General features: G+C 56.9%; 11 protein-coding genes. All 11 read left to right on the plus strand.

The genetic code is table 11. The annotated features are described in order from the left end of the window. Positions 1–47: 47 nt before the first annotated feature. The 11 genes from AC2TCY_RS21520 to AC2TCY_RS21570 all read left to right on the plus strand — a co-directional run bounded on the left by AC2TCY_RS21520 (position 48) and on the right by AC2TCY_RS21570 (position 13,002). Entirely contained in the window at positions 48–956 is a 909-nt protein-coding gene (locus tag AC2TCY_RS21520; protein WP_480850628.1) for an NAD(P)-dependent oxidoreductase, read from the plus strand. Next, the gene (locus AC2TCY_RS21525; RefSeq protein WP_480850629.1) at positions 953–2,407 is read left to right on the plus strand and encodes an NAD-dependent succinate-semialdehyde dehydrogenase; all 1,455 of its coding nucleotides are present in this window, start codon (positions 953–955) and stop codon (positions 2,405–2,407) included. Before AC2TCY_RS21520 ends, AC2TCY_RS21525 begins: the two co-directional genes overlap by 4 nt. A 24-nt stretch (positions 2,408–2,431) precedes the next feature. Continuing rightward, entirely contained in the window at positions 2,432–4,627 is a 2,196-nt protein-coding gene (locus AC2TCY_RS21530) for an alpha-ketoacid dehydrogenase subunit alpha/beta (RefSeq protein ID WP_480850630.1), read from the plus strand. 1 nt (position 4,628) lies between these two features. Then, positions 4,629–5,174: a VOC family protein gene (locus AC2TCY_RS21535; RefSeq protein WP_480850631.1), complete on the plus strand. Its 546-nt coding sequence runs from the start codon at positions 4,629–4,631 to the stop codon at positions 5,172–5,174. A 12-nt stretch (positions 5,175–5,186) separates the two neighbouring features. Then, positions 5,187–6,455, plus strand: coding sequence for a pyruvate dehydrogenase complex dihydrolipoamide acetyltransferase (locus AC2TCY_RS21540; protein WP_480850633.1), 1,269 nt, complete (start codon positions 5,187–5,189; stop codon positions 6,453–6,455). 328 nt (positions 6,456–6,783) lie between these two features. Then, positions 6,784–7,914, plus strand: coding sequence for a substrate-binding domain-containing protein (locus AC2TCY_RS21545; RefSeq protein ID WP_480850634.1), 1,131 nt, complete (start codon positions 6,784–6,786; stop codon positions 7,912–7,914). Between the two features lie 65 nt (positions 7,915–7,979). Next, positions 7,980–9,470 (plus strand): sugar ABC transporter ATP-binding protein, encoded by a 1,491-nt coding sequence (locus AC2TCY_RS21550; protein WP_480850636.1) that lies wholly within the window; start codon positions 7,980–7,982, stop codon positions 9,468–9,470. A 13-nt stretch (positions 9,471–9,483) separates the two neighbouring features. Then, positions 9,484–10,446 (plus strand): ABC transporter permease, encoded by a 963-nt coding sequence (locus tag AC2TCY_RS21555; RefSeq protein ID WP_480535095.1) that lies wholly within the window; start codon positions 9,484–9,486, stop codon positions 10,444–10,446. Further along, positions 10,446–11,420: an ABC transporter permease gene (locus tag AC2TCY_RS21560; protein WP_480850637.1), complete on the plus strand. Its 975-nt coding sequence runs from the start codon at positions 10,446–10,448 to the stop codon at positions 11,418–11,420. The genes AC2TCY_RS21555 and AC2TCY_RS21560 overlap by 1 nt, the downstream gene beginning before the upstream one ends. A gap of 17 nt (positions 11,421–11,437) precedes the next feature. Next, positions 11,438–12,217 carry a glucose 1-dehydrogenase gene (locus AC2TCY_RS21565; RefSeq protein WP_480850639.1) on the plus strand — a complete coding sequence of 260 codons (780 nt, stop codon included), beginning with the start codon at positions 11,438–11,440 and terminating at the stop codon, positions 12,215–12,217. Positions 12,218–12,234: 17 nt separating this feature from the next. After that, on the plus strand, positions 12,235–13,002 hold the full coding sequence (locus AC2TCY_RS21570) for an SDR family NAD(P)-dependent oxidoreductase (protein WP_480850641.1): 768 nt from the start codon (positions 12,235–12,237) through the stop codon (positions 13,000–13,002). Positions 13,003–13,009: the final 7 nt, after the last annotated feature.

Below are 13,009 nucleotides of genomic sequence, written 5' to 3' on the forward strand. Positions count from 1 at the left end.
GATGAAACCCTGAACCCGCGATTGGGTCCAGGGTCCGAGAGGCAAATATGACAACGCGAATAGGCTGGATCGGGCTCGGTAAAATGGGCGCTCCGATGGCGATCAACTTGTGCCGGGCCGGTGCCAATGTGACCGTGTTCAACAGAAGTCCTGACAAGGGCAAACCCGTTCTCGACGCGGGCGCGGCGTTGGCACCCAAGGCCAGTGTGTTGGCCGCTCAGTCGGATATCCTGTTTACCATGCTGTCGGACGACTGCGCCTTGCGCCAAGTTCTCTTGGGCGACAAAGGCGCTCTGAAAGAGATGCGCTCGGGAGCCATTCTAGTTGATATGAGCACAGTATCCCCGTCCGTATCGCAAGACATTGCCGACGCGGCGGACGGCTACGGTGTGCGATATCTTCGGGCCCCTGTTTCCGGGTCGGTTGCTCTTGCGCAAGCCGGGACTCTGGCCGTTATGGCGTCGGGACCGAAGGGGGCCTTTGACGACTGTCTCGACGTCCTGAAGGCGATGAGTGCACGCCAGTTCTATGTTGGAAGCCACGAGCAGGCGCGGGTTCTGAAGCTGTCGATCAACATGATGGTGGGATTCACTGCTGCCATGATGGGCGAAGCCTTGGCGCTTGGGCTGAAAAACGGGCTCGATCGGGCAACCATGCTGGATGTGATAGGCGCAAGCGCCATTGCGTCGCCATTGGTTAGCTACAAGCTGGACGCGTTGAAAGCGAGGGATTACTCACCCGCGTTCGAAGTCACGCAAATGGCCAAAGATTTCGATCTGATACTGGAGGCCAGCCGTCAATCTGCCGTTCCAATGCCGCTGGCCGCACAGGTCCGCGAAGGTTGGAGCGAACTGATCGCCGATGGTGACGGCGAAACGGACTTTTTCAAATACGTCGAACTGGCCGCGCGACGCGCAGGCGTAACACTTCGCAAGGGCACGGAGACGGCGGCATGACTCTGAACCCGGACCTCATGAAGCACACTTGTCTGATCGGCGGCCGATGGCGACCCGCCGGGGCCGGTGGAGTGGTTTCCGTAGACAACCCGTCAACCGGTGCAGTTCTCGGCGCGGTGCCGAATTTCGGGGCCGAGGAAACGCGTGAGGCGGTCGCTTCGGCTCAATCGGCTTTGGCAGAATGGAAGGGCCGCACGGCCAAGGATCGCGCCGCGATCCTACGTCGCTGGTACCAACTGATTATTGAGCATACAGAAGATCTCGCAGCGATCATGACAGCGGAGCAGGGCAAACCGCTGGCCGAGTCGCGGGGAGAAGTGGCTTATGGTGCCAGTTTTATCGAATGGTTCGCCGAAGAGGGTAAGCGCATATATGGCGATGTCATCCCAAGTCCTTGGAGCGATCGGCGTATTGTTGTTGTGAAACAACCGGTTGGGGTTGTTGCTGCCATCACACCATGGAACTTTCCCATTGCCATGATCACGCGCAAAGTCGGGCCGGCATTGGCCGCAGGCTGTACCTGTGTCGTCAAGCCCGCTTCCGCCACACCGTTTTCTGCCTTGGCGATTGCAGCACTTGCGCAAGAGGCTGGCGTACCGGATGGCGTGCTGAACGTCGTAACAGGATCAGCACGCGCGATCGGCGGCGAGCTGACGGCCAATCCGACTGTCCAAAAGGTGACGTTTACAGGGTCGACCGGCATCGGAAAGGTGCTCTTGCGTCAAAGCGCCGATACCGTGAAGAAAGTCTCGATGGAGCTGGGCGGCAACGCGCCGTTCATCGTGTTTGATGACGCGGATATCGACGCCGCTGTGGACGGCGCTATTGCGTCGAAATACCGAAACACGGGGCAGACCTGTGTTTGCACCAATCGAATACTTGTGCAGCGCGGCGTACACGACGCGTTTGTCGAAAGACTGGTGGCGCGTGTGAACGAACTGGTTGTTGGGGACGGATTCTCCGATGGCGCTCAGCAAGGGCCATTAATTGATCTGTCGGCGGTCGAAAAAGTCGAAGAACACATTGCCGATGCGTGCTCGAAAGGGGCTTCGGTCGCCGCAGGCGGCGGGCGCCACACGTTGGGTGGGTCTTTCTTTCAGCCGACAGTCTTGACCGGTGTCACGACGGATATGGCCGTCGCGCGGGAAGAAACTTTTGGGCCGCTGGCACCGATATTCACATTCGACAGCGAAGAAGAGGCAATCAGGCTGGCCAACGACACCGAATTTGGCCTGGCCGCCTATTTCTATTCCCGTGATATCGGCCGGATCTGGCGCGTTGCCGAGGCGCTTGAATACGGCATGGTCGGGATCAACGAAGGCATCATCTCGACCGAGGTCGCGCCGTTTGGCGGGATCAAGGAAAGCGGCGTGGGACGGGAAGGCGCCCACTACGGAATCGAGGAATTTGTCGAGACGAAATACCTGTGCATGGGCGGGCTGAACGCCTGACCTTTGCCTGCGGAGTAGAGCACAATGCCGAGAACAACGAAAATCAAGCCAATGGCCGACTGGGTGGATATCACCGCCACCGAAGCCGACTGGGACAAGCTTGGCAAAGCCGAAGCGATCAAAATGCACAACCATTTGCATCTCGTGCGCGCGTTCGAAGAGATGGTGCTGGAAATGGATGCACAGGGGTTGATCCATGGCCCGGCACACAGCTCGATCGGGCAAGAGGGAGGCGCGATTGGATCGATCTCACCCTTGAAACCCGGAGATCAGGTCACCGGGTCCCATCGAGGCCATCACCAGTTTGTCGCTAAGGCTTTGGCATATCTTGATCCCGGTCACGTCGATCCGCTGACGACCGATTTGTCGGGCGAAGTTCTGCAATTGCTGCAGAAATCCCTGGCCGAAATCATGGGGCTGGCGCAGGGCTATTGCAAAGGCCGTGGTGGCTCGATGCATTTGCGCTGGGAAGAGGCGGGCGCCTTGGGCACCAACGCCATTGTTGGCGGTGGCGTGCCATTTGCAACCGGGGCCGCGTGGACCAAAAAACGCAGCGGCACTGACGAAGCGGTGTTTTCCTATTTCGGCGAGGGCAGCGCACATATCGGTTCGGTCCCTGAGGCAATGAATCTGGCGGCGCTTTGGGATTTGCCTGTTTGCTTTTTCATTGAAAACAATGGGTTCGCCGTGGCGACCACGGTCGAAGAAGAAACGCGCGAAACGCGAGTCTCATCTCGCGGCCTGGCTTTCGGCATCCCGTCTTTCCGGGTTGATGGCATGGACCCGGTCGCGGTGCGCGTCGCGACCGAACGCGCTTTGGATATCATGCGTTCGGGCAAAGGGCCGACGGTTATCGAAGCCGTGCTCTATCGCTTTTTCCATCACGGCGGCGGCGTTCCAGCCAGCGCCTTCGGGTACCGCAGCAAAGAAGACGAAATCACATGGCGCAAACGCGATCCACTTTTGGTGATGCTGGACGGTTTGAAAACACGCGGATGGCTGGACGATGACGGCGATGCCACGTTGGCCACGCGTGCCAAGTCCGCGATGCAATTGGCGGCCTCGGCGCTTACGGTTGAGGAAGGCAATAAACGCACTGTCATCGAAGCGCTGTGGCCAGACACCGCAATGCGCGACGCAGGATTGCGCGGAGATTTGAGTGAACTGGACGGCAAACGCTTCGAAGAACAAGAAGAATTCTCGGGTACGTTGGCACCTGTCAGATATGTGGATGCCGTTGCCGAAGTGATGAACCGGCGCATGGCCGAAGATGACCGCATCTTTTGTCTGGGCGAGGACATTCATCGCCTGAAGGGCGGGACCAATGGTGCCACAAAGGGACTTTCCGAAAAATATCCGGACCGGATCATTCCAACCCCCATAGCCGAGGCAGGATTCAGCGGGTTGGCCGGTGGCGTAGCGATGTCAGGCAAATACCGTCCGGTTGTCGAATTGATGTATCCCGATTTTGCGCTGGTCGCAGCGGATCAGTTGTTCAACCAGATTGGCAAGGCGCGGCATATGTTTGGCGGCGATACCGCGATGCCAATCGTGTTCCGTACAAAGATCGCGATCGGAACTGGATACGGATCGCAGCACTCTATGGATCCGGCTGGATTGTTTGCGCAGTGGCCGGGCTGGCGCATCGTCGCGCCGTCGACCGCGTTCGACTACGTAGGGTTGATGAACAGTGCTTTGGCCTGCGACGACCCTGTTCTGATGATCGAACATGTGGGTTTGTACACGCAAAAGATGCCCGGGCCGGTCGAGGACTATGACTATTTCATTCCGCTTGGAAAGGCCAAGGTGGTACGGGAAGGCAGTGCGATGACCATCCTGACTTATTCAGCAATGGTTGAAGAATCCCGCAATGCGGCCGAGGCACTTGGGCTGGATGCCGAGATCATCGACTTGCGCTCTCTGGACCGTGCCGGCATCGATTGGGAGACCATCGGTGAAAGCATCCGCAAAACCAACAATGTAGTGGTTGTCGAGCAAAGTCCGCTGACCGTTTCTTATGGTGCTATGCTTACTGACGAATTGCAGCGCCGGTTCTTTGACCATCTCGATCAACCTGTTCAGCGGGTGCACGGCGGCGAGAGCTCTCCCAGCGTATCAAAAGTGCTGGAGAGGGCCGCCTTCGCGATGGCCCCCGAGGTCGAAGTCAGGCTGAAACAGATGATGATCGATACGGGCCGCGGGGCCTTGGTCGGGGTCTGACATGGCTGGCGACAAACCAAACAGGATGCCGGGGCTGCGCGGAGTCGAGCATGTGGGCTTCACCGTGCCCGATCTTGAACAGGCGACTCGTTTTTTCGTCGACGTGTTGGGGTGCGAGGTATTTTACGACCTCGGTCCGTTTCAGTTCGATGACGATTGGATGTCTCGTCAGTTGAACGTCCACCCCCGTACAGTGATGAAGAAACTGCGTTTCTTTCGATGTGGGCACGGCCCGAATTTTGAGATCTTTGAATACGAGGCACCGGACCAACGGAAGGCCCAACCGAAAAACAGTGACGTCGGCGGACACCATCTGGCCTTTTACACTGATGACTTCCACGGGGCGTTGAATTGGTTGCGCGACCACGATGTCGAAATACTGGGCGAACCAGTGTTGCGCCATCAAGGACCATCAGCGGGGCAGACCTGGGTTTACTTTCTTGCACCTTGGGGGATGCAACTGGAACTTGTGAGTTTCCCCGATGGCAAAGGGTATGAATTGACCACCGACCGGCGTCTTTGGATCCCGGTAATCCCTTCCGAATGAACAGGTAAAACCATGCCCATTGAAATCACTATGCCGGCTCTTTCCCCCACCATGGAAGAGGGCACGATCGTTTCCTGGCTTGTCTCCGAAGGGGAGTACGTAAGCCCGGGTGACATACTGGCCGAAATCGAAACCGACAAGGCGACGATGGAATTCGAAGCAGCGGATGCCGGGACCGTAGCGAAAATTCTGGTGCCCGCGGGCGCTGAAAACGTGGCCGTCAATACGCTGATAGCCTTAATCACCGAAGACGGTGAAGACGCCGCAAGTATAGAATTCCCAAATCAAAGTACACCTAAACCGCAGGCTGAATTTGACAATTTGCAGAGCGCTTCGGAACCAAAGCCAGACATCGGACCTGAGGCGGTTCAATCAAATGGCCGGGTTTTTGCGTCACCTCTGGCGAAACGGATCGCCGCAGACAGTGGGGTTGATCTTTCAGGTGTCTCTGGCACAGGTCCCAAAGGACGGATCGTTCGGCTGGATGTCGAGAATGCGTTGAAGCAATCTAAAGAAACATCACTTCCGAAGGAGCCAGAAACGTCTGAATCAGAGCAGGTTTCGGGCCTGTATCCTGAAGGCAGCTACGATGTTGTCGAACTGGACTCTATGCGCCGAACGATTGCGCGGCGTTTGACCGAGGCGAAGCAAACTGTTCCCCATTTCTACTTGCGGGCGGACGTTGAACTGGATGCGTTGTTGGCGCTGCGGTCGCAACTCAATGCGGCAGCACCGAAAGTAGAGGAAACCCCGTCCTTTAAGATTTCGGTCAACGATCTGGTTATAAAGGCGCTTGCTCTGGCTCTGGCAGAAGTACCGGATGCCAATGTGACCTGGGCAGACGGCAATCTGTTGCGTCACCGGGCCGTTGACGTCGCCGTTGCGGTCGCGATCGACGGCGGGTTGATCACGCCGATCATTCGGGACGCCCAGGGAAAAAGCATCTCAGCCATTTCGACGGAAATGAAGGACCTTGCCGCACGGGCCCGGGCACGCACTCTAACGCCGGAAGAGTTCCAGGGCGGGACAACTTCGGTATCCAATCTGGGTATGTTTGGTGTGGATTCGTTTGATGCTGTAATCAATCCTCCGCAGGGAACGATCCTTGCTGTTGGCGCAGGCACGCGCCGCCCTGTTGTTCGCGGCGAACGGGTCGAGGTTGCAACCGTGATGACGGTGTCTCTGTCCGTCGACCATCGAATGGTGGACGGTGCAGTTGGCGCAGAGCTTCTTGCAGCTTTCAAACGTTATGTCGAAGCACCGTTGACGATACTCGCCTAATGTATTCTTTGATCCCGGCCTGAAGGCAACATTTGGCCTTCGATGTCGGGTACGCCGCATCGCACCTGCTCCCCGGCGCGATGCGGCTTTAATATTTTAGTAACTGACAATGGTTGGAAAGGCGCCATGACAGGTGTCGCGCCGCCTGACGACATCACCTGCAATATCCATAACGGATAACTTCGGGACCATCTGTTTCCTGCCAAATCGTAACCTTTTTTCATACACCCGTGTGCCGATTCTGAGAGCCACCGAGGTTGGGGCAAAGCGGAATGGGGGAGGATCTCAAAATTGCGGTCCGGCACGTCTGAAGTTGGAGGAGAACCCAATGAAAACCCTAAGAATTGCAGCCACAATGGCTGTGACTTCAATCGCTGCAACCGCAGTAGCGTCGGACGTCTATACCGGCGCACCGCGAACATATCTGTACAACCCGGACGTCGAGGTCTGTTTCAACGACACCTCGCAATACGAAAAGGAAGGACCCTACACGATCGGGTTCTCGAACGCCGGGCTTGGGGACAGCTGGCGTGTTGTCATGCAGCATTCGGTTATGACCGCCGCTGCAGAGCATCGGGACCAGATCGAAAAGCTGATCATCACAGATGCCGGTCATGACGATGCAAAACAGGTCGCGGATATTCAGGACCTGATTTCGCGCGGTGTGGATCTGCTGATTGTTTCCGCAAATACCCAACAGGCCCTGGACCCCGCCGTTTCTCGTGCAATGCAGCGCGGAATTCCTGTGGTCATGATGGACCGCCGGATCGCCTCAGACAATTTCGTGACCTTCGTAACCGCTTCAGACGCGATGATGGGGCGGCTCTTTGCACAGTGGATCGTGGAAAAGCTGGATGGTGAAGGGAATGTCGTGATGCTGGCCGGTCAGGCCGGATCCAGCCCTTCGGAAAACCGCGAAAAACCTGCGCGTGAAGTGTTCGCGCAGTACCCCGGCATCAATATTCTGGAAACTGTTTATTCCGACTGGTCGCCAGTGAAGGGCAAGCAGGTCATGCAGGGCATGATAGCCAAATACGGTGAAGACATTGATGCCGTGTGGTCTGCCCACGGTCTGCAGACGCCGGGCTCGGTCGAGGCGTTTCTCGAAGCCGGGTGGGAACCCGAGAATATTCCTCCGCATACTACGGCGGATGTGAACGGGCCGCTGCAAATGGCGATCGAACACGGCATACCGATGCTTGAGGTCGGTTATCCTCCGGCGATGGGCGGAATTTCGGTTGGCGTCGCACTGGACGTTCTGGCCGGTGCACCGGTGCCTTGCATCTATGAAATCAACGCTCAGATTGCAGTTTCCGAAGGCCACAATACGCCTTCCATTCAGACCAACCTGCGCCTGACCGACCTTGTCGTGCCGAACGGCGCTCCGGACATGCTGGTTACCGGCGGTATGGGTCAGGACTACGATCCGACGACCTACACCGTCGACTATCCCAAGTAAGCCGTCACCACTCAAACCGGGCGGGGTCCTGTAGGACCCTGCCCAACCCACAGCTGAGGCCAGACATGCTGACACTCACTTCCATATCCAAATCATTCCCAGGCGTAAAAGCTCTGGATCAGGTCGATCTTGATGTCCGCGCCGGTGAGATCCACGGACTGCTCGGTGAAAACGGAGCCGGCAAGTCGACGCTAACCAAAACGATTGCCGGCGTTTACCAGCCCGATGAAGGTCAGATCGAGTTTGACGGCGAAATCATTCACTGGACAGCGCCGGGCGATGCCAAAGAGGCGGGCATTCATGTCATCTACCAAGAATTTGTCCTGTTCCCGCATCTCTCGGTCGCCGAGAACATCTTTTTGGGAAATGAACGTCGAAATGGACTGGGTCTGATTGATTATGCGCAAACACGCCGGGACGCGCGTGAGCTTTTGCAGCGCCTCGGCGTTGACATCGACCCCGACCAGCTTGTGTCCGAACTGACCGTCGCTGACCAACAGATGGTCGAAATTGCCAAAGCAATGGTTCACAAGGTTAAACTGCTTATCCTGGACGAACCAACTGCCGTGATCTCGGGCCACGAGGTTGAGTTGCTGTTCAAACGTCTCGAGGCTTTAAAAGCGGATGGCGTGGCCATCATCTATATTTCGCACCGATTGGAAGAGATCTTTGAGATCTGCGACAGGGTCACGGTTCTGAAAGACGGTCAGTACGTGGCCGGTAAGGATATCGGCGAGATTGACCGGGACCAATTGATCGCCTTGATGGTTGGCCGTGATATGTCCGAACTGTTCCCTATCAAGGAATACGATGCACCTGCCGGTGACGTTGTTCTGCGTGCTCAGAACATTTCGGTGAATGGGCGGGTCCATAATGCCAACATCGAACTGAGAGCTGGCGAGATCACCGCCTTGGCTGGAATGGTCGGTGCCGGGCGTACGGAGTTGGCGATGGGCATCTTCGGTGGCCTGCCTCTCAAGTCCGGGACCGTTGAGATCGACGGCGAGACCTACTCTCAAATGAAACCCGCTCTGGCGATTAAAAAGGGTATCGGTCTCGTTACTGAAGACCGCAAGGGGCAGGGGTTGGCGATGCAACTGGATGTTGCTGCAAATGTGACGGCCTCGGATTTGGGCTCGGTCACACAATCCGGTCTCATCAACTTCGCCAAAGAGTTCAAGATCGCGGAGCAGGAAATTGGGGAATATCAGATTGCCTGCCGCGGACCACGCAACCCGGTTGCAACCATGTCAGGCGGCAACCAGCAAAAGGTCATCGTCGCGCGTTGGGCGCGTACATGCTCCAAAGTTCTGATTCTGGATGAGCCCACTCGGGGCGTTGATGTCGGTGCGAAAACCGAAATCTACCGGATTATGCGGGAACTGGCGGCCAAGGGGATCGCGATCCTGATGATCTCATCCGAGCTGCCCGAAGTTGTCGGAATGTCGGACCGGGTCGTTGTGATGCGCGAAGGCGTCGTCACCGGTGAGTTGTCGAAAGACGCGCTCTCAGAGGAAGCAATCATGCAGCTGGCAACCCAGCAGGAAGCAGCGTGAGGGAGGACGAAACATGACGGAACTTGCTTATCGCTCTTACAACTTTTTCACCAAACGGCAGTCCGGATTGCTGGTTGTCATTGGCCTTTTGGTTCTGTTGTTCCTGTTTGGCGCATTCATTTCCGGCAGATTCAGCTCTGCATCGAACCTGTTGAACGTGTTTGAACAGTCAACCGGGCTGGCATTGGTCAGCCTTGGGCAGACAATGGCGGTGCTGACAGCAGGGATCGATCTGTCGGTTGGCTCGATGATCAGCCTGCTGAGCGTGCTCCTGTCCGGCACGATTGACGGCGAAGCGACGCGAGTGCTTCCGGTGTGTCTGGGCATCATGGTATTGGGCGCAGCTATCGGAAGCCTGAACGGCCTGACTGTTATCTGGCTGAAGGTACATCCGCTGATCGTCACCCTCGGCATGGGTGCACTGCTGCAAGGGGTTACGCTGCTGTATACTCTGGGACCGGCAGGTTCGGTTCCCTTAGAATTTGACTTTGTCGCCTACGGACGGGTTGCCGGGCTTCCGGTAGGTGCGGTTTTCACGATTGTCCTGTTCATTCTGGTGGCTCTGTTCCTTCGGTATGTACCGTTTGGCCGGTTTATCTATGCCGTTGGCGACGATGAGGCCGGTGCCCGCCTGATGGGTCTTCCACGCAAGCGCGTGCTTGTCTTTGTCTATGCGTTTTCCGGCTTCTGTTGCGCACTGACTGCGATCTACCTTGTTGGTCGGTTCGGGGTAGGCAATGTCTACACCGGGCAAAACTACACGCTTGCGTCGATCACTCCGGTGGTGGTCGGAGGCACCCTCCTGACCGGAGGTCGCGGTGGTGTCATCGGGACTCTGTTCGGGGTCTATCTGATCTCGCTTTTGAATAACCTGCTGAATTTCATGGATATTTCCACGCACTATCAGCTTATCATCCAAGGTCTGATCATCATTCTGGCCGTGTCCGTTTATGTCGAGAAAAAGAGGGCTGTGTGATGCAACAAGCCGTGAACGCTGAAATGTCGACCGCAAACCAGAAATCCAAGGCAATAAAGGAGCTTGGTGCCCGCTATGGTATACATCTGGCGCTTGTCGCCCTGATCGTAGTGTCGGGCATCGTGTCTCCGGCCTTTCTGTCGGGCAACAACATCTCGAACATGCTTTTGCAAGCGGCGCCGCTTGGTATCGTCGTGATTGGTCAGGCTTTTGTGATCCTTGTGCGCGGTCTGGACCTGTCAGTGGCCTCTATCATGGCGACAGCAGCCGTTGTTGCCACGGCCTTCAACGGCCAGCCCGGGGATGTCATACCCATTATCCTGATCGCATTGGGTATCGGGCTGTGCACCGGCTTGATCAATGGCCTGTTGGTTACCAAGCGCGACGTATCCCCGTTTCTTGCCACGCTTGCGACCATGATCGTTTTGCAAGGGTTACGTTTTGCCTACACGCAAGGCGCACCATCCGGGAATGTACCGCATTTCTTCCGGATCATTGGTGCCGAGACCTTCTATGGGCTGCCGTACAACGTGGTCATTCTGGCGATCCTCGCCGTCATCTTCTCGGTCGTGCTACATAAGGCGGCCTTTGGTCGGCAGGTCTATATCACCGGCGGCAACCCCAAGGTCGCGCAACTGGTCGGAATCAACGCGGATCGGGTCACCATCATCTGCTATGTTATTTCGGGTGGCCTTGCTGCCATTGCCGGACTGGTCCTGTCAGGGTTCGTCGGCATCGTGGACAACTGGGTTGGCCGCGGGTTCGAGCTGGACTCCATCGTGGCAGCCGTCATGGGAGGCATTGCCCTGTCTGGCGGACGCGGCAGCATTCTGGGTGGCCTGGTTGGCGCCGCAATCCTGATCGTCGTGTTCAACGCAGTTCTGCTGTTCGGAATGCCGGTTCAGTTTCAGATCATCATCAAAGGCATCGTGATCGTTATCGCGGCCGCCTTCTACGTCAAACGCGGCGCTTGAGGCGCCAGGAGGAAGAAATGGGTAACGACGTTACAGGTAAATCGATCATCGTGACCGGCGCGGGCCGTGGAATAGGAGCCGGAATCGCAAAAGATCTGGCTGAGAAAGGCGCGCAGGTTTGCGTTGCGGATCTGAACGAAGACGCCGCGAAAGAGGTGGCCGCCAAGATTGGTCATGGGGCCATAGGTGTCGGCGTCAATGTAGCCGACCGGGCATCCACCCGCGCGATGATCGGCGCAGCAGTAGCGGCATTCGGCAAGCTTGACGTCATCTTCAACAATGCCGGGATCAGCCAGACCTGTCCGTTCATGGAAATCGTTGAGGACGACTGGCAGCGCATCATGGATGTGAACGGCAAGGGTGTGTTGATCGGTACGCAGGAAGCGGCCCGGCAATTCATCGCGCAGCGTACGCCGGGCAAGATCATCAATACGGCATCGATTGCCGCGAAACAGGGCTATCCGCTCTTTGCTCACTACTGTGCCTCGAAATTCGCGGTTGCCGCGCTCACTCAGGCCGCGGCACGCGCTCTTGCCGAGCACAAAGTCACGGTGAATGCATTTGGACCCGGGGTCGTCAAGACCGAACTGTGGGAACAGCTAGACCGCGAGTTCATCGAACGGGGCGTCACCGAAAAAGAAAACGAGGCGATCGACGGGTTCTCGGAATCCATTCTGTTGGGTCATGCTGCGATTCCAGCCGATATCGTGGGAACGACGACGTTCCTGGCCTCCTCAGCCTCCGACTACATGACCGGCCAAACCGTCATGATCGACGGCGGCATGGTTCTGATCTGAATAGAAGGACAAAGACAATGGGACGTACACAAGACCAGATCGCCATCGTTACTGGTGGTTCGCGCGGGATCGGTGGAGCCACGGTAACGCGACTGGCTGAAGAAGGCGCGAAGGTCACGATCTTTGACGTGATCGAGGAAGCCGGGCAGGCCCATGCTGAAAAACTACAGGGCAGGGGGTTGGATGTTGACTTCATCAAGGTTGATGTCACCAACGAAGAGAACGTGCAGGCGGCCATTGATGAGATGATTGCCAAGCATGGAAGGCTCGACATTTTGGTGAACTGCGCGGCGATCACCGGCGTGAACAAATTTGCCCATGAGGTCGAAGCCGAAGAATGGGATAAGGTCTTTGATGTGAACGTCAAAGGCTCGTTCCTGTGCACCAAATACGGCGTTCGGCCGATGATGGAGCAAAAGAAGGGCGCAATCGTCAATTTCTCGTCGATCTACGGTCTGATCGGCAACGACGACTTGCCACCGTATCACGCCACAAAAGGCGCGATCCTCTCGATGACCAAAACCGATGCGATGTGTTACGCGCGCCATGGCATCCGGGTGAACACCGTGCATCCCGGCTCGACCATGACCGAAATCTTTATGCAGGCGGCGGAAACATATCCCGAAGGCAAACAAGCTTACCTCGACATGATGGGCAAGCTTCATCCACTCTGTCTGGGAGAGCCGGTTGATGTGGCCAACTGTGTTGTGTTCCTCGCCTCAGACGAGGCCCGCTTTGTTACAGGAGCAAGCCTGGCCGTTGATGGCGGCTATACAGCGCAATAAGGAGACA

Source organism: Ruegeria sp. HKCCD7181 (genome assembly GCF_057221055.1).

Coding starts and splice junctions, on each gene's coding strand:
- AC2TCY_RS21555 (WP_480535095.1), top strand. CDS start 9,484: ATGACGGAACTTGCTTATCGCTCTTACAACTTTTTCACCAAACGGCAG.
- AC2TCY_RS21560 (WP_480850637.1), top strand. CDS start 10,446: ATGCAACAAGCCGTGAACGCTGAAATGTCGACCGCAAACCAGAAATCC.
- AC2TCY_RS21535 (WP_480850631.1), top strand. CDS start 4,629: ATGGCTGGCGACAAACCAAACAGGATGCCGGGGCTGCGCGGAGTCGAG.
- AC2TCY_RS21550 (WP_480850636.1), top strand. CDS start 7,980: ATGCTGACACTCACTTCCATATCCAAATCATTCCCAGGCGTAAAAGCT.
- AC2TCY_RS21570 (WP_480850641.1), top strand. CDS start 12,235: ATGGGACGTACACAAGACCAGATCGCCATCGTTACTGGTGGTTCGCGC.
- AC2TCY_RS21525 (WP_480850629.1), top strand. CDS start 953: ATGACTCTGAACCCGGACCTCATGAAGCACACTTGTCTGATCGGCGGC.
- AC2TCY_RS21545 (WP_480850634.1), top strand. CDS start 6,784: ATGAAAACCCTAAGAATTGCAGCCACAATGGCTGTGACTTCAATCGCT.
- AC2TCY_RS21565 (WP_480850639.1), top strand. CDS start 11,438: ATGGGTAACGACGTTACAGGTAAATCGATCATCGTGACCGGCGCGGGC.
- AC2TCY_RS21530 (WP_480850630.1), top strand. CDS start 2,432: ATGCCGAGAACAACGAAAATCAAGCCAATGGCCGACTGGGTGGATATC.
- AC2TCY_RS21520 (WP_480850628.1), top strand. CDS start 48: ATGACAACGCGAATAGGCTGGATCGGGCTCGGTAAAATGGGCGCTCCG.
- AC2TCY_RS21540 (WP_480850633.1), top strand. CDS start 5,187: ATGCCCATTGAAATCACTATGCCGGCTCTTTCCCCCACCATGGAAGAG.